We start from the raw sequence: 23,014 nt of genomic DNA, 5'->3' as shown, positions 1-23,014 counted from the left end.
GTGAAATGGTGGTAGGGCAGTTTGCTAGCGATGGCTCGAAAGCATTTCTTTGTCTAAGAAAAAAGCCCCTTCGCTTAACAGGGTAAGCGAAGGGGCTTTTTTAATTTATTTTTTCTCGAGTTTCATGATAGCATCTTCGTCTGGATCAATGAAAATAGTTTTTTGTTCAAAGAAAATGACGAAGCCGGGTTTCGAACCATTTGGTTTTTTTACGTGACGTATTTGTGTGTAATCGACTGGAACAGAAGAAGACGCACGCGCTTTACTAAAGTAAGAAGCTAAATTTGCTGCTTCACGAATCGTCGGTTCATCTGGCTCGGCTGTATGAATAACGACGTGAGAACCAGGAATATCTTTCGTATGCATCCAAATATCGTTTCTATGTGCTAGTTTAAACGTTAAATAATCATTTTGTTTATTGTTTTTACCGACTGAAATGCGTGTTCCTGTAGAAGAAACATACGTTTCAGGCTGTGGTTTTGTCGGTTTTTTACGACGTTTTGATTTTTTTAGTTTCATGTAGCCTTGGTCCGCAAGTTCCTCACGGATTTCTTCAATATCTGCAGGCGCAGCTTGTTCGACTTGCTGTGCGATCATATCGAAATACGCAAGGTCTTCATTCGTTTTATCAATTTGTTGTTGTACTTTGATAAGTGCATGTTTAAATTTCGTATATTTTGCGTAGTAGCTTTTCGCATTTTCAATTGGCGTCTTGCGCACGCTAATCGGAATCGTAATTGGTTCATTCGTATAGTAGTTCGTAACTGTGACTTCTGTAAGTCCTTTTTCAAATGCATACAAGTTCGCCATTAATAGTTCGCCGTACAGTTGATATTGGTCAAGATTTTGTGCGCGTTTTAAATCTTGGCCAAGTTTTTTAAGTTTTAATTTCAATTTACTTATTTCACTATGCAACCAACGTTCTAAATCACCCGCTTGCTGTTTCACACGGTCTCTTTCTGCTCGTGCAAAGAACACACGGTCAAGCAACGCACTAAGCGTTGGATAAGCGGTCGTTTGGCCGTCTAGATGCGTTAATTCAATCGGAGAGAATACGACTTTATTACCGATTTCAGCGTAAGTTGGTACGGTACCACCGTCTTTAAATTGTTGAATGAACGGCTGGAACAAGTCTGCCATTGATTGTTCGCTCGCTTCTGCACGATGGACGAACTCTTTCGCTTGTAAAGGGCTAAAGCCGACAAAATGATTCATAATTTCTTTCGGATCGCGTGGGATACCGAAAAAGCCATCGAGTTCATTTAATGTAATTGTTAGCGGATTTTCACGGTCTTGTGCGGGAGGTGTTAAATATTCAAATCCCGGAAGCACCGTACGATAACTATTGACGCTCGGTGGTAAATGTTTCAAACTGTCGACGATTTTGCCATTTTCTGTATCGACTAATACGAGATTACTATGACGTCCCATAATTTCTGCATATAATTTACGCGTAATGGGATCGCCGATTTCATCCGTTGATGTAATCGTTAAGACGATGACACGGTCTGCACCGAGTTGTTCGATTGATTCGATGAACCCACCTTCGATATGCTTTCTAAGCAACGTACAAAACATAGGTGGTTCTGGTGGATTTTCAATGGATTGCTCCGTAATTTGTACGCGAGCGTATGAAGGGTGTACAGAAAATAATAATTTATCGTTACGTCCGTTTGCGCGAACGGTGAAAACAATTTCTTGTGCATTCGGTTGATGAATGCGTGCGATGCGACCTGTTACGAGTTTTTGTAATTCGTGCGTCATCGCAACTGTAAATAAACCATCGTATGCCATAATTGACTACCTCTTTCGTATATAACGTCTTTATATTTTACCATTTTTAGCGAGAGTTTGTAGCTTTCAAGGGAATGATGAATTTTTTATAAAAGTTGAAAACGGTGAGCCAAAAGAGAATGCGCTATGATATACTATTACTATTATGCAAAGAAGGATGTGACTGACATTGATTCGTAGCATGACAGGTTTCGGTAGGGGTGTCGCACAAACAGAATATTTTCAACTTACGATTGAAATACGTTCAGTCAATCATCGCTTTTTAGAAGTTTCGAGTCGATTCCCAAAAGAATGGATGGAAGCGGAAGTTGCTGCGAAGAAGCACATACAGAGTAAAATTTCTCGAGGGAAGCTTGATATTTCTGTGAACGTGCAAGATTTGCAACAATCCCAGCAACAAATTGCGATTAATTGGCCTTTAGTTCAAGCGTATAAAAGTGCAAGGGACGAATTGCAAAAGCAAGTTCCTTTGCAAAAAGAATGGGCGATGTCTGAACTTCTTTCACTAGACGGTGCTTTAACTGTCGAGAAAAAGGAAGTGCCACGAGAAGACATTGCACGAGCTGTTTGTGAAGCTGTAGAAGAAGCTTTACACAATTTAATTACGATGCGTGAACGAGAAGGAATGGCTTTATTGCAAAATATGAAGCAATTCCAACAAGCACTTTCGCTTGAAGTTCAGCACATTCGTCAGTTCGCTTCTGAAGCGACGACGAAATATCGTGAAAAATTGTTGTTACGAATGAATGAAGTGACGGGGAGTACGATCGTAGAAGATCGTGTTTTAACTGAAGTTGCTATATTTGCGGAAAAAATCGATATAGTAGAAGAACTAGATCGCTTAAATAGCCATTTGACACAATTAGATGATATGTTTGCAGAAGACCAGTCAATCGGGCGTAAACTCGATTTTCTTTTGCAAGAGATTCATCGAGAGCTGAATACGATTGGATCTAAAAATCAGTCAGCCCAACTATCAATTGCAGTGGTAGAATCAAAAGCTATTCTCGAAAAAATGAGAGAACAAGCACAAAATATTGAATAATCACTGAAGAAGTTGTAAAATTATTAATTTGGAACGATGAGGGAGAACTAATGATAAAAGAACGCGGAATTTTAATCGTTCTATCTGGACCATCTGGCGTCGGTAAAGGTACTGTACGTAAAGAATTATTTTCTCAACCAGATACGAACTATGAATACTCAATTTCGATGACGACGCGTAAAGCACGCGAAGGGGAAGTAGATGCAGTAGATTACTTCTTTAAGGATCGAGAAGATTTTGAAAAACTAATCGAACAAGGGAAGCTATTGGAGTATGCTGAATATGTTGGCAACTACTATGGCACACCGATTGACTATGTCAACCAAACATTAGATGCGGGTCGAGATGTCTTTTTAGAAATCGAAGTTCAAGGTGCTACACAAATTCGTGAAAAAGCGCCAGACGCTTTATTTATCTTCCTTGCACCGCCAAGTTTGTCTGAACTTCAAAACCGTTTAATCGGTCGTGGTACAGAGTCACAAGAAGTCATTCAAAATCGTATTGCTGCGGCAAATCGCGAACTTGAAATGATGAATTTATACGATTATGTCGTAGAAAATGATGAAGTGGAAAATGCGTGTGAACGTATTAATGCCATTATTTTAGCTGAACACTGCCGTCGTGAACGTGTAGAAAAACAATATTTAGCTATGTTGAAAGGGGAATAACCGATGATTTATCCATCAGTTGACGTATTAAAAACAAAACTTGATTCAAAATATTCTTTAGTGAGCTTAGCTTCAAAACGCGCTCGCCGTATGCAAGAGGGCTCTCCAGCACTACTTCCTGAATACCAATCAGTGAAAAATGTTGGGAAAGCACTTGAAGAAGTAGCTGCAGGCGTTTTAATGAAAGAAAAACAAGACGAATCAAAAGTATACGAAGACGAAGTTTAATTTCGCCATCAACAATTACTCGATGAAGAATCGTAGAAGCCCCCAGGTTGGTTCTTGGGGGCTTTCTATTTTATTGTGGGAGGAATCGATATGCTCGTAAATAAAAAATATTACTTTGTGTAACAGGTGGGATTGCTGTATATAAAGCAGTCGCACTCGTAAGTAAATTAACGCAAGCTGGTGCTGTCGTGAAAGTGATGATGACAGAATCCGCAACGAAATTTGTCAATCCATTGAGTTTTCAAGTAATGTCGAAACATGATGTTTATACAGATACATTTGATGAAAAAGATTCGAATGTTATTGCGCATATTGACTTGGCAGATTGGGCAGATTTAATCATCGTGGCACCTGCTACGGCAAATGTCATTGGCAAATTGGCAAATGGGATTGCAGATAATATGGTGACGACGACATTGCTTGCGACGACGAAACCTGTTTGGATTGCGCCAGCGATGAATGTTCATATGTACGAACATCCAGCGGTTATTCGAAATATCGATCGTCTATATAAAGATGGAATTCGTTTTATCGAACCTTCAGCAGGCTTTTTAGCTTGTGGTTATGTAGGGAAAGGTCGTTTAGAAGAGCCGGAAAAAATTACGGCACTCGTTGCTGCGTTTTTTCAACCGAAAAAATTACCGCTAAAAGGAAAAAAAGTGATCGTATCAGCGGGGCCGACACTCGAAAGAATTGACCCGGTTCGTTATTTATCTAATTTTTCAAGTGGGAAAATGGGCTTTGCTATGGCAGAGGCAGCGCGTGATTTAGGAGCAGATGTCGTACTCGTACATGGCCCTGTATCGATTCCAATACCGAATGGGATGCGCGTCATTTCAGTAGAAAGTGCGGAGCAAATGTATGAAGCTATTTTATCTGAATATGATAAGGCAGACATCGTCGTAAAAGCGGCAGCCGTTGCAGATTATCGACCTAAACATCCAGCAACACAAAAAATAAAAAAAACGTCTACCGACCAAGGGCTAGAATTAGAAAGAACGACGGATATTTTGGCGTCACTCGGAGCGAAAAAGACGCATCAACTACTCGTAGGCTTTGCGGCAGAAACGAACGATGTAGCGACTTACGCGACGGGTAAATTAGAAAAGAAAAATGCGGATTTCATTATCGCAAATGACGTTTCTAAAACGGATCGTGGTTTCGGTTCAGAGCAAAATACGGTCACGCTATACGGACGTGATTTTGAACGTGCTTTCCCATCGATGGATAAAAAACAATTAGCTGTTCAATTGTTTGAAACAATTCTTACACAATCAGGTGTTGCGGAATGATTGCGAAAGTAATTGTTGATGTATCGGCCTATCCTGTCGATCGACCGTTCGATTATGGCGTACCATCATCTTTGGAAACGTTAATTGAAGCGGGTAGCCGTGTGAAAGTGCCTTTCGGTCGACGAAATGTACTCGGTTTTGTCGTCGGTTTGAGCGATACGACAGATGTTCCACAAGGGAAATTAAAAGACGTCGCGGAGTTGTTAGACATTGCGCCCGTTTTAACGGCTGAAATGTTAGAGATGGCGAAATGGATGACGCAAAAAACGCTTTGTTATGAAATTGATGCATTGCAAGTTATGCTTCCGAACGCACTTCGCGCTAAATACGAAAAACGTGTCGTATTGAAAGTACCTGTTGAGCAGCTAGATGAATCGTTACAAACCGTGTTCGGGAAAAGAAAAATGAGCAACTACAAACTGTTTGAAAAAAATGCGCTTTTACCAATGTTAAAACAAGCGTTGAAACGACAACAAGTAGAAGTTGTGACTACTGTGAAACAACAAGGTAAAGCAAAAACTGTTCGTATGATCCAAGTGCATGAAGATAAATTCTATTTGCAGCAAATGGCTGAACAGATGGGGGGGCGTGCGAAGAAACAGTTACAAGTCGTACAATGGATGTCTGAGCATGCCGGAGAACAATTTGTACCGAGTGAGCTATGTGCGGAGCTAAACGTGTCTGAAGCGGTGTTAAAAAGCGTCGTTGAAAAAGGAGGTGCGACGTTTTTAAATGAGGAAACGTACCGAGATCCTTTTTTCGAAAGACGCAAAGGCAACCGTTCCACTGACGTTGACTTCTGAACAACAAGTTGCTTTAGAAGCCGTCATCAAAGCGTATGATGCGAAGCGTGCCGAAACGTTCCTTTTACAAGGTGTAACAGGAAGTGGCAAAACAGAAGTGTATTTGCAAGCAATTCAACATGCGTTGGAAGAAGGAAAAGAGGCAATCGTTCTCGTACCTGAAATATCCTTAACGCCACAAATGACGGAAAGATTCCGTGCACGATTTGGCGAACAAGTAGCAGTCATGCACAGTGGATTATCGACAGGGGAGAAATATGATGAGTGGCGTAAAATTCAACGCGGTGAAGTAAAAGTCGTTGTTGGAGCCCGTTCGGCCATTTTCGTTCCGTTTAAAAATGTCGGTATTATCATTTTAGATGAAGAACATGAATCGACGTACAAACAAGAAGATACACCGCGTTATCATGCGAGAGATGCGGCGATTTGGCGTAGTCGCTATTACAATTGTCCGGTGATTTTAGGAAGTGCTACGCCGTCACTCGAATCGCATGCGAGAGCTCAAAAAGGTGTGTACACACTGCTGACATTAACTGAAAGAGCGAAGCACCAAGCGATGCCGACTGTTGAAGTCGTAGATATGCGGGAAGAGTTGCACAAAGGGAATCGTTCGATGTTTTCGATTGCATTAGCGGAAGGTATTCGGGCGAGATTAGAAAGAAAAGAACAAATCGTGCTCTTTTTAAATCGCCGTGGATTTTCATCTTTCGTATTATGTCGAGACTGTGGGACGGTCGTACAATGTAAAAACTGTGATATTTCCATGACGTACCATAAAGCAAGCCACGCATTGAAATGCCATTATTGTGGTTATGAAGAACCGGTTCCTACGAAATGTCCGCAATGTGAAAGTGAATACATTCGCTTTTTCGGGACTGGGACACAAAAAATTGAAGAAGAGTTGCATACGGTGTTTCCAGAAGCAAGGGTACTGCGAATGGACGTCGATACGACGCGACAAAAAGGCTCTCACGAAAAAATATTAGAAGCGTTCGGTAACGGCGAAGCAGATATTTTACTCGGTACACAAATGATTGCAAAAGGGCTAGATTTTCCAAACATTACGCTCGTCGGTGTACTAAGTGCGGATACGTCATTAAACTTACCTGATTTTAGAGCGGCAGAAAAAACGTTCCAGTTATTGACGCAAGTGAGTGGTCGTGCGGGACGTCATGAATTACCAGGGGAAGTAGTTATTCAAACGTATACGCCGGAACATTATGCGATTCAGTTAGCGAAGACGCAACATTATGTGCCTTTCTTCCAAAAAGAAATGCATATGCGTCACCGCTATAGCTACCCACCGTATTTTTTCGTTGTTCTCATTCAAGTGAGTCACGAAAATGCGTTAAAAGCTTCTGAATATGCGACGATGGCCATGCGCTTTTTACAAGGCTCTTTATCTCCACAAGTGGGACTTATTGGACCGACGCCTGCATCCATTAGTCGCATACAAAATAGATATCGTTATCAATGTTTGATAAAATACAAAGTAGAGCCTAATTTGATTGAGGCATTGAAACAATTAATAAAAATGTATCGAACAGATTGGATTAAAGACGACGTTCAATTGAGCGTCGATTTAGATCCGTCGTCTATATAGAAAAGAGGATTTACATGACAATTTTAAATGTCGTAACAGAACCAGCTGACGTATTGTTAGCAAAAGCAAAACCCGTTAAAAAATTCGATGAAAAACTGCATACATTGTTAGATAACATGTATGAAACGATGGTTGAAAGTGAAGGGGTTGGAATCGCCGCTCCACAAGTAAACGAATCTATCCAAGCAGTCATCGTTTTATTAAACGTCGATTCAGAAGATGAGGAAGATGAACGGTTAGAGCTAATCAACCCTGAAATCGTCGAGTTTTCAGTAGATACAAACATTGATTTAGAAGGTTGCCTAAGCATTCCTGAGAAATTTGGGGATGTGGAACGTTCAAACGGTGTACGTGTAGAATTCCAAGATCGTTTTGGCGATACGTACAAACTAGAAGCATATAACTACGATGCACGTATTATCCAACATGAAATTGACCATTTAAACGGCGTACTATTCACGACGAAAGCTGTAAAAAATGTACACAGATGAAGAAATGGCTGAAATGTACGGGGAGGAAGAATAAAGATGACGAAAATTGTTTTTATGGGAACACCTGACTTTTCAGTACCTGTATTGAAAATGATCGTTGAAGAAGGATACGACGTATTAGCTGTCGTAACACAACCAGATCGTCCGGTTGGTCGTAAACACGTTTTAACACCACCACCAGTGAAAGCAGCGGCAGTTGAATTAGGCTTACGTGTCATTCAACCCGAAAAATTACGTGGTTCAGAAGAACTTCAAGAAATTATTGCGTTGCAACCCGATTTAATCGTGACAGCAGCATTCGGTCAAATTTTACCGAAAGAGTTACTTGACGTACCGGCACTCGGTTGTGTGAACGTACATGCATCATTGTTACCGAAATACCGCGGTGGCGCACCGATTCACCAATCTGTTTTAGACGGTGAATCGGAAACAGGTGTTACAATTATGTATATGGCGGAAAAATTAGATGCGGGCGATATTATTTCTCAACGTGCGATGGCAATCGAAGACCACCATACGACAGGTCAATTGTTTGATGAACTAAGCATTATCGGACGCGACTTACTAAAAGATACATTGCCAGCAATCGTTGCAGGAACGAACGAACGTATTCCACAAGACGAAACGAAAGTAACATTTGCACGTAATATTTCTCGTGAGCAAGAACGTATTGACTGGGCACAAAATGCACGTACGGTATTTAATCAAGTACGTGGCTTAAATTCTTGGCCAGTTGCTTACACGACATTGAACGGTGATAATGTGAAAATTTGGGCTGTACGTGAGTCAGTTGAAACGACGACAGAAGCACCAGGTACAGTCGTTGCGAAAGCGAAAAAATTCTTTACAGTTGCTTGTGGAGAAGGAACAGCTGTTGATGTGTTAGAACTTCAACCAGCTGGTAAAAAAGCGATGCCTGCTGTGAATTATTTAAATGGCGTAGGCTCGAAATTAGAGATCGGGGAACGATTTGAATGAGTAAAAAGAAAGCACCAATTTGGGACGGTAACGTACGCGATGCCGCATTAACGATTTTATTAGCTGTCGATGAAAAACAAGCTTATAGTAATTTGTTATTACACCAAACAATCGAAAAATATAATATTACTGCGAAAGATCGTGGGTTATTAACAGAGTTAACATACGGTACGTTACAACATAAATTAACACTAGATTTCTATTTAGAACCATACGTACGTGGGAAATTAGATCCATGGGTACGATGGGTACTACGTTTAGCGTTATACCAAATTGCTTATTTGGACAAAATTCCAGATCACGCTGCAGTTAATGAAGCGGTTGAAATCGCGAAACATCGTGCACGTCACCGTGGGGTTAGTTCAACAGTAAATGGTATTTTACGTTCAATTTTACGTAACGGTTTACGCGATACGACAGAAATTAAAGACCCCGCTGTACGTATTTCAGTTGAAACGAGTCATCCAGAGTGGCTCGTTCGACGCTATATCGATGGTTTCGGTGTGGAAGTAACGGAAGATATGTTAATCGAGAATAACTTACCACCACTTCAAACGGTACGTGTGAATGCAACAAAAGCGGATACACGTGGTGGATTAGAAGCGCTTTGGGAAGAAAAATTTGCCGTTCGTCGTAGTGAAAATATTCCAGAATGCTTGCACGTATTAGAAGGTCAACCTGCACGTTCAAAAGCATTTGAAGAAGGCGTTATTACGATTCAAGATGAAAGTTCAATGATTCCTGCATACGCTTTAGACGTTCAACCGGGTATGCGTGTATACGATATGTGTGCAGCACCGGGTGGGAAAACGACGCATATTGCGGAAAAAATGAACAATGAAGGAACAGTCATTGCGACAGATCTTCATAAACATAAAATTAAATTAGTTGATGAAAGTGCAAAACGTTTAGGCTTATCAATTATCGAAGCACAAATGTTAGACGGCCGTAAAGCGACAGAACAATTTGAAAAGCAATCATTCGATCGTATTTTAGTTGATGCCCCTTGTAGCGGCTTAGGCGTTATTCGTCGTAAACCAGATATTAAGTACACAAAATCAGAATCAGACTTCGAATCATTGCACAAAATTCAGCTTGATTTATTAGATTCTGCCTATGAATTATTGAAACCTCAAGGCAAAATGGTTTACAGTACGTGTACAATTGATAAAATGGAGAACAATGGGACAGTTGAAGCATTTTTAGCGAAGCATACAGATATGATGCTTGCCCCTGTTGAAAATGCTCCAGAAGTATTAACAACGCTTCGTGAACAAGGGATGATGCAAGTTTTCCCTCAAGACTTTAACAGCGATGGATTTTTCGTTGCGTCATTTGTCAAAAAAAGCTTAGTGAAATAACAAGTGCTGAACGGGCATGAAGCCCCTAAGCCAAATTAAGGAGATTCCGAAAAGTGGAACAAGAAATTTTAAAACCAGTAACTGAAAAAAAACGTGTCAAAAAAGAAAAGCCTGTATTACGTGAATCAATTTATTCATTATTACCGGAAGATATGGAACAATGGTTAAAAGATAATGGAGAAAAAGCATTCCGTGCGAAACAAATTTTTGATTGGTTATATGTGAAACGTGTCGCAACATTTGAAGAAATGAGCAACTTATCAAAAGGACTACGCGATAAATTAGAAGCGGACTTTGAATTGAGCACACTTTCTACACTCGTAAAACAAGAATCAAAAGATGGTACAATCAAGTTTTTATTCCAATTACAAGATGGCTATTCAATTGAAACGGTTCTAATGCGTCATAACTACGGAAACTCTATTTGTGTAACGACACAAGTAGGTTGCCGTATTGGCTGTACGTTCTGTGCCTCTACATTAGGTGGTTTAAAACGTCATTTATTAGCTGGTGAAATCGTGGAACAAGTCGTAAAAGTGCAACGTCAATTAGACGAATTAGACGAACGTGTCTCAAGCATCGTCATTATGGGAATCGGAGAACCATTCGATAACTACGATAACATGATGCAATTTTTACGCATTATCAACCATAAACAATCATTAAATATCGGTGCCCGTCACATCACTGTTTCGACATCTGGAATTGTACCGAAAATCTATAAATTCGCAGATGAAGAATTACAAATTAACTTCGCTGTTTCTTTACACGCACCAAACCAAGAAGCTCGTCAAAACTTAATGCCGATTGCTAAAGCATATAAATTAAACGAGTTAATGGATGCGGTTCGTTACTATACAGAAAAAACAGGACGTCGTGTAAGTTTTGAGTACGGTTTAATGTCAGGTCAAAATGATTCACCGGAAGTGGCGAATGAATTGGCTGATTTAATTAAAGACATTAAATGTCATGTCAACTTAATTCCGATTAACTATGTACCAGAACGTGATTATGTACGTACGTCACGTAGTAGTATTTTTGCATTTGAACGCACATTAAAAGACCGTGGTATTAACGTAACGATTCGTCGTGAGCAAGGTTCAGATATTGCGGCTGCTTGTGGTCAATTACGTGCGCAAGAACGTGAAGAAGAAACAGCACACTAATTGTTAAAGAGGTGAAGTGCCTTGAGATTTACAGTTCAAAGTGATATTGGAAGAAAGCGAACGGTCAATGAAGACCGTGCAATTTTATTACAGCGCGACCCTGCTACAACATTAGCAATTGTTGCGGATGGCATGGGTGGTCATAATGCGGGCGATGTCGCTAGTACGATGGCCGTAGAAGGTTTTTCAGAAGCCTTTTTAGGAGCGAGTAAAGTTGTATTTGATTCTACGGAAACGATTCGTGAGTGGTTACAAGTAGTCATTAAAGACGTTAATAAACGTATTTACAACTATTCACTTACGCACGAAGAGTGCCAAGGGATGGGAACGACAATTATTGTCGCTGTCATTCAAAACGGATTTGCTACAGTTTGCCATGTTGGAGACAGTCGTATGTATATTGTCGATTCAGAAAAAATTCAACAAATTACGAAAGATCATTCTTACGTAAATGTACTCCTGGATTCAGGAGAAATTAGTGAAGAAGAAGCAGCAAGCCATCCACAAAAAAACTATATTATAAAATCTTTAGGTACTGAGGCAACAATTGCACCCGATTATTATCAGGTGGGATTGTTGCCTTCCACCTATTTACTAATTTGCTCAGACGGTCTTAGCAATAAGCTCAGCTCTGCTGAGTTACATAGTATTATCATGTCGGAGCAATCTTTAGACGATAAAGGAATGACACTTATTCAAGTCGCAAACGAGTACGGTGGCGAAGACAATATTACATTTATCCTTTCAGAGCAACAGCGAGAGGGGGTAGACGTATGATTATTGGAATGAATATCGGTGGAAGGTATCAAATACAAGAACTCATCGGTGGCGGCGGCATGTCGAATGTTTATTTAGCGCATGATCGTATTTTAGATCGAGATGTGGCGATAAAAATATTGCGATATAACTTCTCAGACGAAGATGACTTACATCGCCGGTTTCAAAGAGAAGCGTCTTCTGCCACGAGTTTGACCCATCCGAACATTGTCTCTATTTATGATGTCGGAGAAGAAGAGGATATGCACTACTTAGTCATGGAGTATATTAAAGGACAGACGTTGAAACAATACATTCAGCAATATGCGCCTGTTTCTCCAACGCGAGCGGTTAGTATTATGCTAGAGCTCACTTCTGCGATTGCGCATGCACATCAAAATCAAATTATTCATCGTGACATTAAGCCTCAAAATATTTTGATGGATGAAGAAGGGAATGTAAAGATTACGGACTTCGGCATTGCGATGGCTTTATCTGCGACTTCTTTTACGAAAACAAACTCTGTACTCGGGACGGTGCATTATTTATCACCCGAACAAGCGCGTGGGGGCGTGGCGACAGTAAAGTCGGACATGTATGCGCTCGGCATTGTATTGTATGAATTATTGACAGGGCAGCTTCCATTTATGGGGGAGTCGGCTGTGTCGATTGCGCTCAAACATTTACAAGCTGAAACGCCATCTGTTCGAAATGTCGTGCCAGCGATTCCACAAAGTTTAGAAAACGTCGTGTTAAAAGCGACGGCGAAAGAGCCTCATAATCGATATGCAAATGTTGAAGCGATGCGAGCAGATTTACAAACGGTTTTAGATGAAAATCGTCGTAATGAAGCAAAATTTTCTGTACCAGAAGATATGGAGAAAACGAAAGCATTACCGATTATTCGGGATTTTAAACCAGAAGAAATGGATGAAGCGACAATTGCGATGATTAAAGAAGAAAAGCCGAATCCGAAACCTGTGCCGCCGACGAAAAAGAAAAAGAAACGCAATAAATTTTTAGTGACGCTATTCACATTAGCTATTTTAATGGTTCTCTTTTTAGCGACGATCATTTTATTCCCTAACTTATTTAAAGCCGAGCAAATAGAAATGCCGAATGTAGTAGACATTTCTTATGAAAAAGCATTGAATCAAGTGCAAAATGCAGGTTTAGATATTGGAGAGCGAACGATGGAATATTCAGATGACGTTGCAGAAGGGAAGGTCATTCGTACGACACCGGCTGTCGGTAAAAAAGTTGACAAAAAAACAGCTGTAGATTTTGTCGTATCTGAAGGTAAAAAACGTGTAACGCTCGATGACTACATCGGTCGAGATATTGAACAAGTACAGAAGCTTTTAACGAAACGTGGTTTTAAAGTGAAAGTTGAAAAAGTTTTTTCAGAAAAAAATGTTGGTGAAATTTTAGACCAAAATCCGTCAGCAGATTTGACGGTTATTCCTTCAGAAACACCGATTACATTTAAGGTGAGTAAGGGGGAAGAAACATTTGAAATAGCGAACTTAATCGGTTACTCGGAAGAACAGCTGAAAACGTATGCTGATAATGTAGGTGCTACGATTCGTATTTCAGACGATGAATATTCATCGACAGTAATGAAAGGGCTCGTTTCATCGCAGACTCCTGCAGCAAGGACGACTGTAACGAAAAATACAGAAATCAAAGTGATTATGTCGAAAGGACCGAAGATGATCCCTTCGAAAACATTGATTCGTTCTATTGAGATTCCGTATAACGAAAATAACGATGAGGATACAACAACGAGTGCCGCTGAAAAAATTAACATTTACATTCAAGATAAAGATCACGCAGTAGACGATGTGTACGAAACGTTTATGATTAGTGAAACGACGACGCGTCGATTGAAGCTTATTATAGAAGAAAATAAATCTGGAATATATCGCATAACACGCGATGGAGAAGAAATTTATAACGAGACGATTCGTTATGAAGACTTATAGGAGGAATTAGATGGCAACTGGCCAAATTCGTAAAGCTTTAAGTGGCTTTTATTATGTTCAAGATGGACAGCAATTAATTCAAACGAGAGGGCGTGGGGTTTTTCGTAAACGTGGCATTACGCCGCTCGTAGGAGATTTTGTCGAGTATGAAGTAGAAGGTAATAATGATGGGACGTTGACGAAAGTAGAACAACGTAAAAACGAACTTGTTCGACCCCCGATTGCGAATATTGATCAAGCATTGCTCGTATTTTCAGTCGTAGAACCAGAATTCAATACGATTTTATTGGATCGTTTTTTAGTCGTATTAGAATCTTTTCATATTCAACCGCTTATTTGCTTAACGAAAATGGATTTATTACCAGAAACGAAGCAGGATGCGATTCAAGCATATGTGAAAGATTATGAAGCAATTGGCTACACAATCATCCAAACGTTTAAAGACGACGCGACGCTTATGTCTAAAGTTGTTCCTTACTTGAAAGGAAAAACAACGGTACTTGCAGGACAGTCTGGTGTAGGAAAATCAACGTTATTAAATACGTTAATGCCGCAGTTAGAATTAAAAACGGGCGTCATTTCAGATGCGCTCGGTCGAGGGAAGCATACGACACGTCACGTTGAATTAATCGAAGTAGCAGAAGGATTAATCGCAGATACACCTGGTTTTAGTTCCTTTGATTTTGATACAATAGAAAGAGAAGAGTTAACGTATTGTTTCCCTGATTTAACGAAGCTTTCAGAAAGCTGTAAATTTAGAGGTTGTTTACACGTGAAAGAACCGAAATGTGCAGTGAAAGAAGCGCTTGAAACAGGCGAGCTTAAACAATATCGTTACGATCATTACTTACAATTCCTTCAAGAAATTACAGATAGAAAGCCGAGGTATTAATCAATATGATTAAAATTGCACCATCTATTTTAGCTGCAGATTTTGGAAAGTTAGTAGAAGAAGTGAAAAATGTGGAAGCGGCAGGCGCCGATTTAATTCACGTAGATGTAATGGACGGGCATTTCGTGCCGAACATTTCATTCGGATCAATCGCAATGGATGCGATTCGTCCACATACAGAATTGCCTTTAGACGTTCATTTAATGATTGAAAATCCGGACCAATATATTGAACAATTCGCAAAAGCAGGCGCGGCTTATATTACAGTACACGTAGAAGCTTGTCGCCATTTACATCGTACGATTCAACTAATTCGCTCATTCGGAGTGAAACCAGGTGTTGTACTCAATCCACATACGCCGATTGAAACGATTAAGCACGTTTTAGAAGACGTGGATATGGTTCTATTTATGACAGTTAATCCAGGTTTTGGCGGACAGAAATTTATTTCTTCTGTCGTTCCTAAAATTTCTGAGTTATCAGCGATTATTCAAGAGCGTAATTTAGATGTGGCGATTGAAGTTGATGGTGGCGTCAACGCAGAAACAATCGTTCCTTGTGCAAAAGCAGGTGCGACGATTTTCGTGGCAGGATCTGCCATTTTCGGTAAAGAGGATCGCCATGCAGCATTGCAAGCGATTAAAGAAGCGGGAGAATCTGCACTTTAATGCACGTTGTTATTTGTGCTGGAGGTCCGAAAGAGGAGGTCGCTAGCGATCTCCTCTTTTCTTTACAAGATGTCACTTGGATTGGTGCAGATCATGGCACGATCTACTTGTTAGAAAACGGAATTACGCCACAACTTGCTGTAGGAGATTTTGATTCCCTTACGCCTTCTGAATGGGCACTTGTTCAAGAAAAAGTAGCTAAAATTGAAAAGCATCTTCCTGAAAAGGATGAGACGGATACAGAATTAGCAATCCGACAAGCTTTGCTGTTATTACCAGATAAAATAACGATTTTAGGCGCTACAGGGGGCCGTTTAGACCATTATGAAGCTAATTTGCACATTATGTATCGTTTACAAAAAGAACATCCTCAATGTGAGTTAAACATCGTAAATCAAAAAAATGAGATTCGTTTTTTATTTCCTCGTTTGAATGAACTCGTATATGACGAAAAATACCCATACGTTTCTTTCTTTCCATTTGGCATGTCTGTAACAGGAGTGACGCTGCGAGGGGTTGCGTATGAAACGACGAATGAAACGATTGAACTCGGGTCGACGCGTTTTACGAGCAATGAGATTTGCCGAGAAGGAGGCACCATTTCTTTTGATTCTAGTGCCGTCATGATGATTCGAAGCGTTGATTAAAAAAGAAGCTGTCGATCGACAGCTTCTTTTTTTTATCTATTTGTTTAAACTAGAACTGTACGTGTCAAAAAAGCCGGTATGATTTTAAAATCATACCGGCTTTTCGTATTGGCTAAGGTTTTGACCTAGCCTCTTGTTAGTAAGTAAAAAAGCATCCTGCGTGGCAAGATGCTTTAGAAAACGCTATAAATTATACGCGTTCAACTTTACCTGATTTAAGAGCACGAGCAGAAACCCAAACACGTTTAGGTTTGCCGTCTACTAAGATACGAACTTTTTGTAAGTTAGCACCCCAAGTACGTTTTGAAGCGTTCATAGCGTGTGAACGGTTGTTACCAGAACGAGTTTTACGTCCAGTAATTACGCATTGTTTTGGCATAATAATTTCCTCCTCAATTAAAGAAGTTGAAAGATTTTGTTTCACTTCGGTATTTCACATACCATATTAATTTAACATACAGATTGTTACTTTGCAATAACTAAATCCTAGACTTTCAAGAAAAAAACCTTTACACTATGTTTTGAAGAAAACTAGACGAACAGAGTTGATTCTTTTATAATCAAACTTTGTATAGTACAATAAATTGGAGTTAATTATAGACAGGAGGCCAAATCATGTCAGTAGAACTAACAAATGAATTCGGTCATATTGACATCGCAAACGATGTCGTGGCACAAATCGCAGGAGGTGCTGCAATTGAGTGTTACGGAATTGTCGGCATGGCAAGTAAACATCAAGTCCGCGATGGATTAACAGATATTTTGCGTAAAGAAAACTTTGCTCGTGGCGTTTTAGTGCGTCAAGAGGGTGCAAATGAAAATAATAAATTACATATTGATATGTATGTAATCGTGAGCTATGGAACAAAAATTTCAGAAGTGGCTTACCAAGTCCAATCGAAAGTAAAATACACACTCGATACAACGTTAGGCATGGCTGTGAACTCAGTTAATGTATATGTTCAAGGTGTTCGTGTAGCGAACGATTAAGAGGAGGAACTTAAACAATGAAGTCATTAGACGGCATTAAATTTGCGGAAATGATTAAATTAGGTGCACATCACCTATCACAAAACGCAGATTACGTAGATTCACTAAATGTATTCCCAGTACCAGATGGTGATACAGGTACGAACATGAATCTTTCAATGACATCAGGCGCTAAAGAAGTTGCCAACAATGTCACAGAAAATATCGGTAAAGTATCACAAGCCCTTTCAAAAGGTTTATTAATGGGGGCACGTGGTAACTCAGGTGTTATTCTTTCACAACTTTTCCGTGGTTTCGGTAAAGCGGTAGAAAACGAAGAAACGTTAACAGCAAAATCTTTTGCTAACGCATTAAATCACGGTGTTCAAACAGCGTACAAAGCAGTTATGAAACCAGTTGAAGGAACGATTTTAACGGTTGCACGTCTTGCTGCAGAAAAAGCAGTAGAAGTTGCCGAAACAGAAGAAAATATTATCGTCTTAATGGAAGAAACGTTAAAGGCAGCAAAAGCTGCTTTAGACAAAACACCTGACCTTTTACCAGTATTAAAAGAAGTCGGCGTAGTCGACAGTGGTGGTCAAGGTTTAGTATTCGTTTACGAAGGATTCGTAGCAAGTCTTAAAGGCGAAAAACTACCTGAAAAAGTAGAATCAAGCTTAGATGATTTAGTGAGCGCTGAACATCACCGCGCACAAGACTTCATGGATACTTCTGCTATTGTTTACGGTTATTGTACAGAATTCATGGTTCGTTTTGAAGAAGATAAACGTCCATTTGATGAAGATCAATTCCGTCAAGACATGAGCAAATTTGGGGATTCATTATTAGTTATTTCTGATGATGAAGTTGTTAAAATTCACGTTCACTCTGAAACACCAGGTGAAGTAATTTCTTACGGTCACCAATATGGTAGCCTTGTGAAAATTAAAGTGGATAACATGCGTTTACAACATACAGCCATCGTTGGTGAAGAAAAAACTGCAGCACCGAAAGAAGTTAAAAAAGCACCTTACGCAATCGTAACAGTTGCACTTGGTGAAGGTGTGAAAGAATTACTTGAAAGCGTTGGAGCATCTTACGTAATCGAAGGCGGTCAAACAATGAACCCTTCTACGGAAGATATTATGAACGCAATTAAGGAAGTCGGTGCAGAACAAGTATTAATCTTACCGAATAACAAAAACATCATTATGGCGGCAGAACAAGCAGTTGAATTATTAGATATTCCTGCAGCTGTCGTTCCAACGAAAACAATTCCTCAAGGAATGAGTGCGATTCTTACATTCAACCCAGAAGCAACGGTTGAACAAAATGCCACAACGATGACACGTGCGTTATCTAACGTGAAAACAGCTCAAATTACAACGGCTGTACGTGACACATCAATTGACGGTGTTGAAATCCATACAGATGACTTCATGGCTATGGTTGAAGGTAAAATTGTCGCTTCTGTCACAACATTAGAAGAAGCAGCTGAAGAAGCAATCAAACGCACAGTTGATGAAGATTCAGAAATCGTAACCGTTCTTTACGGTCAAAACACAACGCAACAACAATTAGCACAACTTACAAGCTTTATTGAAGCGAACTACGAAGACGTAGAAGTAGAAGTGCATAACGGTAAACAACCTGTTTACCCATATATTATTTCTGTCGAGTAATCGATGATTGTCTAACGACGTGAAATACGAAAAAGGAATCGCCTAATCGCGATTCCTTTTTTGTTCGTATAAGACGTTTAATTGGAATAGGCATGTTTGAATACATAGACTATTTTTATTTTTTTCTTTCCTGTGTATTTCTGAATAAAAGCGCTTAAAATAGCGTCTCGTTGAACTATATGGAAAAGATAAACAATCTGTCTGTTCGAAGTGGAAATTCACGTATAACAGTAACACATAAATGTTGGGTTTATGACGTGAATACGATAAAATGAAACTACAATTATAGTTAAGGGGGATTCCCAATGAAATTTTCATCCGTTTTCGATATTATTGGACCAGTTATGATTGGTCCATCTTCATCCCACACAGCAGGTGCTGCAAGAATAGGTCGTGTCGCACGTGATTTATTCGGTAAGCAACCGACTTGGGCAAAAATTCATCTGTACGGATCTTTTGCAGAAACGTATAAAGGACACGGGACAGATGTCGCCATTATCGGGGGTTTATTAGATTATGACACGTATGATGAACGTATTAAAACTTCTTTTGAAGAAGCTGAAAAAGCAGGACTTACTTTTGAATTTATTGTCGAAACAGGTGCTTCAGAACATCCGAATACAGCTCGTATCGTACTAGGAGATGACGAAGGGAAAGAAATGTCTATGTGTGGTATTTCAATTGGCGGTGGTGCGATTGAAATTACAGAACTAAATGGATTCCGTCTGCGTATGTCTGGTGGTATGCCAGCTATTTTAGTCGTACACAATGACCGTGCAGGTGTTGTCGCTCACGTATCAGTTTGTTTAGCGAGTCATCAAATTAATATCGGTCACATGGAAGTATCTCGAATCGAACGAGGAAACATGGCATTAATGGTCATCGAAGTCGATCAAAACATTAGCGAGACGATTTTAGAAGAAATTGGACGATTACCGAATATTACGCAAGTGTCGCGTATTAAAAACAATTAGGAGGAATTAAAATGGAAGTGTTATTCCGTAACGTTCGAGAACTAGTGGAACGTGCCCAAGAAGAAGAAAAATTAATTTCTGAAATTATGATTGAACAAGAGATGAGAATGTCTGAAAGAAGCCGCGAAGATATTTTAACGCAAATGGAACGTAATTTAGAAGTAATGGAACAAGCTGTCGAACGAGGGTTAAACGGTGTACAATCTGTGACTGGATTAACTGGCGGCGATGCGGTGCTTATGAAACGATACATTGAATCAGGTAAAGGCTTAAGCGGAGATTACATTTTAGATGCGGTAAGTAAAGCAGTTGCAACGAACGAAGTAAATGCTGCGATGGGTATGATTTGTGCAACGCCTACTGCAGGCTCTGCTGGTGTTGTACCAGGCGTATTGTTCGCCGTGAAAAATAAACTAAATCCGACGCGTGAGCAAATGGTCCGCTTCTTATTTACAGCGGGGGCATTCGGATTTGTCGTAGCGAACAATGCTTCTATTTCTGGCGCAGCGGGTGGTTGCCAAGCGGAAGTTGGTTCAGCAGCAGCGATGGCGGCAGCTTCCATTGTAGAAATGGCAGGCGGAACACCACAACAATCTGCACATGCTTTCTCCATTTCCTTGAAAAATATGCTAGGCTTAGTATGTGACCCGGTTGCTGGTTTAGTCGAAGTACCATGTGTGAAAAGAAATGCGATGGGCGCAGCGAATGCAATGATTGCGGCGGATATGTCTTTAGCAGGTATTGAAAGTCGTATTCCAACAGATGAAGTGATCGAAGCGATGTACCGTATCGGGCAATCAATGCCATCTGCACTACGTGAAACTGCACAAGGAGGACTTGCCGCTACACCGACTGGTCGTTGGTTAGAAAAACGTATTTTTGGAGGAGCTGTAGCGAAAAGTGTCAATTGATTTGTGGAGCTCTGTTACAGAATTAACAGGTGTCGGAAAAACCGCAACAGAAAATTTAGGGAATATGGGAATCGAATCTATTGAAGACCTGATTTACACATTCCCGTTTCGTCATGAAGATTTTCGAATCAAAAATTTAGCTGAAACACCTCATAATGAACGTTTAACTGTAGAAGCACGTATTGAAAGTACTCCGAATGTAATGTTTATGGGCAAAGGACGCTCTAGATTGCAAGTTCAAGTACTTGTAGGTACACATCTTATTCGGGTTGTCTTTTTTAATCAAGCATATTTAAAAAATAAACTAATCCGAGGAGAAACAGTTACGATTACAGGAAAGTGGGACCAAGGGCGTCAAACAATCACAGCATCGTCTGTACATTTTGGTGATAAAGATAACCAAGCAGATTTTGAACCTGTGTATAGCTTGAAAGGGAAAATGACGCAAAAAAAATACCGTCAATTCGTGCGACAAGCATTGGATTTATGCGGGCAACAATTAACTGAGAAGATCCCGGAAAAATTCCGTACAGCTTATCGTTTACTCGGCATTCGTGAAGCGATGGAAGGGGTTCATTTCCCTAAAAATGCCGAACATGCGAAGCAAGCAAGACGCCGCTTCGTTTATGAAGAATTTTTGCTATTCCAATTAAAAATGCAAGCGTTACGTAAAGTACGAAAAGAATCGGAAGGCGGTCAAGCGATTCACTACGACGTCGCACAATTACGTGCTTTTTTTAACAGATTACCATATGAGTTAACAGGTGCACAAAAACGCGTCGTCAATGAAATTTGTGTGGACTTACTTACTTCTGAGCGAATGAACCGATTATTGCAAGGAGATGTAGGTTCAGGGAAAACCGTCGTTGCGGCAAGTGCGCTTTATGCGACGGTTACAGCAGGTTTCCAAGGTGCTCTGATGGCACCAACCGAAATTTTAGCTGAACAACATTTAGAAAACTTGCGCACTTGGTTAGAACCGTTTGACGTGCGAGTAGAGTTACTTTCGGGTTCGACACGAGCGAAAGCACGTCGAGAGCTACTGGAAGATTTAGCGAACGGAAAAATCGATATTTTAATCGGGACGCATGCTTTAATTCAGCCGAATGTATTGTTTAAACGACTCGGCTTAGTTATTACAGATGAACAGCATCGTTTCGGTGTCAATCAACGTAGAATTTTAAAAGAAAAGGGCGACAACCCTGATCAATTATTTATGACAGCGACACCGATTCCGAGAACATTATCGATTACAGCGTTCGGAGAGATGGACGTCTCAATTATTGATGAGATGCCAGCTGGGCGAAAAGAGATTCAAACGAATTGGATGAAAGCCGAACAGTTTAATTTAGTGTTGGACCGTATGGCTGCGCAATTAGCAGATGGACGTCAAGCGTATTTGATTTGTCCTCTAATAGAGGAGTCGGACAAACTAGACGTACAAAATGCTGTTGATTTGCATGCGCAACTGCAAGTGCTATTTGAAGGACGTTTTACAGTCGGTTTAATGCACGGTCGACTGTCTGCAGATGAAAAAGAAGCGGTAATGAGAGCGTTTAGTGAGGGACAAGTAGACGTTCTCGTTTCGACAACCGTTGTAGAAGTTGGGGTCAACGTACCGAATGCGACATTTATGGTAATTTATGATGCCGAGCGTTTCGGGTTGGCACAATTGCATCAATTAAGAGGACGTGTCGGACGTGGCAAACATCAATCGTATTGTGTCTTAGTAGCTGATCCTAAAAGCGAAGAAGGCAAAGAACGATTGATTTCAATGACAGAAACGAATGATGGTTTCCGTTTAGCTGAGAAAGACTTAGCACTGCGCGGACCGGGCGATTTCTTCGGTCAAAAACAAAGCGGTATACCTCAATTTAAAATGGCGGATTTAGTACACGATTATCGTGCGTTAGAAACGGCGCGAAGAGATGCTGTCCAATTAATTCAATCAACCGAATTTTGGGAAGAATCATCATTCGAACCGCTGCGTCAAATGTTGAATGAATCCGGTATTTTAGACGGAGAGCGCATCGATTAAACATGGAGAGTGCAAAAAATGCTTGCATTCTTCTTTTTCTATTTATATACTGATATTAGTACC

The 23,014-nt window shown here is 40.2% G+C and carries 20 protein-coding genes and 1 pseudogene; 19 read left to right on the top strand and 2 right to left on the bottom strand.

The window, feature by feature from the left end; all coding sequences use genetic code 11:
* Window positions 1-105: 105 nt before the first annotated feature.
* Window positions 106-1,794 carry an Rqc2 family fibronectin-binding protein gene (locus KSHG_RS03110; RefSeq protein WP_010301683.1) on the bottom strand — a complete coding sequence of 563 codons (1,689 nt, stop codon included), beginning with the start codon at window positions 1,792-1,794 and terminating at the stop codon, window positions 106-108.
* A 169-nt stretch (window positions 1,795-1,963) separates the two neighbouring features.
* Here KSHG_RS03110 and KSHG_RS03105 point away from each other — a divergent pair, with 169 nt between their 5' ends.
* The 14 genes and pseudogenes from KSHG_RS03105 to KSHG_RS03040 all read left to right on the top strand — a co-directional run bounded on the left by KSHG_RS03105 (window position 1,964) and on the right by KSHG_RS03040 (window position 16,377).
* The gene (locus KSHG_RS03105; RefSeq protein WP_010301680.1) at window positions 1,964-2,839 is read left to right on the top strand and encodes a YicC/YloC family endoribonuclease; all 876 of its coding nucleotides are present in this window, start codon (window positions 1,964-1,966) and stop codon (window positions 2,837-2,839) included.
* 50 nt (window positions 2,840-2,889) lie between these two features.
* A complete protein-coding gene (gmk, locus tag KSHG_RS03100; RefSeq protein ID WP_010301677.1) occupies window positions 2,890-3,507 on the top strand; it encodes a guanylate kinase in 618 nt (205 codons plus the stop codon).
* Between the two features lie 3 nt (window positions 3,508-3,510).
* The gene (gene rpoZ, locus KSHG_RS03095; protein WP_010301674.1) at window positions 3,511-3,735 is read left to right on the top strand and encodes a DNA-directed RNA polymerase subunit omega; all 225 of its coding nucleotides are present in this window, start codon (window positions 3,511-3,513) and stop codon (window positions 3,733-3,735) included.
* A 131-nt stretch (window positions 3,736-3,866) separates the two neighbouring features.
* Window positions 3,867-5,027, top strand: a complete 1,161-nt coding sequence (gene coaBC, locus KSHG_RS03090) for a bifunctional phosphopantothenoylcysteine decarboxylase/phosphopantothenate--cysteine ligase CoaBC (protein ID WP_407635298.1) — start codon at window positions 3,867-3,869, stop codon at window positions 5,025-5,027.
* Window positions 5,024-7,433: pseudogene (gene priA, locus KSHG_RS16005) on the top strand (primosomal protein N'). The gene coaBC and the pseudogene priA overlap by 4 nt, the downstream one beginning before the upstream one ends.
* A 14-nt stretch (window positions 7,434-7,447) precedes the next feature.
* On the top strand, window positions 7,448-7,924 hold the full coding sequence (def, locus tag KSHG_RS16000) for a peptide deformylase (RefSeq protein ID WP_010301662.1): 477 nt from the start codon (window positions 7,448-7,450) through the stop codon (window positions 7,922-7,924).
* A gap of 36 nt (window positions 7,925-7,960) precedes the next feature.
* Complete coding sequence (gene fmt, locus KSHG_RS03075; RefSeq protein ID WP_010301660.1) at window positions 7,961-8,902, top strand: methionyl-tRNA formyltransferase; 942 nt, start codon at window positions 7,961-7,963, stop codon at window positions 8,900-8,902.
* The gene (gene rsmB / locus KSHG_RS03070) at window positions 8,899-10,263 is read left to right on the top strand and encodes a 16S rRNA (cytosine(967)-C(5))-methyltransferase RsmB (protein WP_010301657.1); all 1,365 of its coding nucleotides are present in this window, start codon (window positions 8,899-8,901) and stop codon (window positions 10,261-10,263) included. The genes fmt and rsmB overlap by 4 nt, the downstream gene beginning before the upstream one ends.
* Window positions 10,264-10,316: 53 nt before the next feature.
* Window positions 10,317-11,429 carry a 23S rRNA (adenine(2503)-C(2))-methyltransferase RlmN gene (gene rlmN / locus KSHG_RS03065; protein WP_010301653.1) on the top strand — a complete coding sequence of 371 codons (1,113 nt, stop codon included), beginning with the start codon at window positions 10,317-10,319 and terminating at the stop codon, window positions 11,427-11,429.
* A gap of 21 nt (window positions 11,430-11,450) precedes the next feature.
* The gene (locus KSHG_RS03060) at window positions 11,451-12,206 is read left to right on the top strand and encodes a Stp1/IreP family PP2C-type Ser/Thr phosphatase (RefSeq protein WP_010301651.1); all 756 of its coding nucleotides are present in this window, start codon (window positions 11,451-11,453) and stop codon (window positions 12,204-12,206) included.
* Entirely contained in the window at window positions 12,203-14,170 is a 1,968-nt protein-coding gene (gene pknB / locus KSHG_RS03055) for a Stk1 family PASTA domain-containing Ser/Thr kinase (protein ID WP_010301649.1), read from the top strand. The genes KSHG_RS03060 and pknB overlap by 4 nt, the downstream gene beginning before the upstream one ends.
* Before the next feature lie 10 nt (window positions 14,171-14,180).
* The gene (gene rsgA, locus KSHG_RS03050; protein ID WP_010301647.1) at window positions 14,181-15,062 is read left to right on the top strand and encodes a ribosome small subunit-dependent GTPase A; all 882 of its coding nucleotides are present in this window, start codon (window positions 14,181-14,183) and stop codon (window positions 15,060-15,062) included.
* A gap of 5 nt (window positions 15,063-15,067) precedes the next feature.
* A complete protein-coding gene (gene rpe, locus KSHG_RS03045; protein WP_010301646.1) occupies window positions 15,068-15,730 on the top strand; it encodes a ribulose-phosphate 3-epimerase in 663 nt (220 codons plus the stop codon).
* The gene (locus KSHG_RS03040) at window positions 15,730-16,377 is read left to right on the top strand and encodes a thiamine diphosphokinase (protein WP_010301644.1); all 648 of its coding nucleotides are present in this window, start codon (window positions 15,730-15,732) and stop codon (window positions 16,375-16,377) included. Before rpe ends, KSHG_RS03040 begins: the two co-directional genes overlap by 1 nt.
* Before the next feature lie 190 nt (window positions 16,378-16,567).
* Here KSHG_RS03040 and rpmB read toward each other — a convergent pair whose 3' ends face one another.
* Window positions 16,568-16,756, bottom strand: coding sequence for a 50S ribosomal protein L28 (gene rpmB, locus KSHG_RS03035; RefSeq protein WP_010301642.1), 189 nt, complete (start codon window positions 16,754-16,756; stop codon window positions 16,568-16,570).
* Between the two features lie 236 nt (window positions 16,757-16,992).
* On the opposite strand from rpmB, the gene KSHG_RS03030 reads away from it, so the two are divergent.
* The 5 genes from KSHG_RS03030 (at window position 16,993) to recG (ending at window position 22,951) form a co-directional block, all read left to right on the top strand.
* Window positions 16,993-17,367, top strand: a complete 375-nt coding sequence (locus KSHG_RS03030; protein WP_010301640.1) for an Asp23/Gls24 family envelope stress response protein — start codon at window positions 16,993-16,995, stop codon at window positions 17,365-17,367.
* Between the two features lie 17 nt (window positions 17,368-17,384).
* A complete protein-coding gene (locus KSHG_RS03025) occupies window positions 17,385-19,028 on the top strand; it encodes a DAK2 domain-containing protein (protein ID WP_010301638.1) in 1,644 nt (547 codons plus the stop codon).
* A 305-nt stretch (window positions 19,029-19,333) separates the two neighbouring features.
* Window positions 19,334-20,002, top strand: coding sequence for an L-serine ammonia-lyase, iron-sulfur-dependent subunit beta (sdaAB, locus tag KSHG_RS03020; protein WP_010301634.1), 669 nt, complete (start codon window positions 19,334-19,336; stop codon window positions 20,000-20,002).
* A gap of 11 nt (window positions 20,003-20,013) precedes the next feature.
* On the top strand, window positions 20,014-20,913 hold the full coding sequence (gene sdaAA / locus KSHG_RS03015; protein ID WP_010301632.1) for an L-serine ammonia-lyase, iron-sulfur-dependent, subunit alpha: 900 nt from the start codon (window positions 20,014-20,016) through the stop codon (window positions 20,911-20,913).
* Entirely contained in the window at window positions 20,903-22,951 is a 2,049-nt protein-coding gene (gene recG, locus KSHG_RS03010) for an ATP-dependent DNA helicase RecG (RefSeq protein ID WP_010301630.1), read from the top strand. The genes sdaAA and recG overlap by 11 nt, the downstream gene beginning before the upstream one ends.
* Window positions 22,952-23,014 lie beyond the last annotated feature (63 nt).

The sequence above is a fragment of the Kurthia senegalensis genome (assembly GCF_000285595.1).
In the GTDB taxonomy this organism is placed as follows: Bacteria; Bacillota; Bacilli; order Bacillales_A; family Planococcaceae; genus Kurthia; species Kurthia senegalensis.
This window is presented reverse-complemented; position numbering and strand designations above follow the sequence as displayed.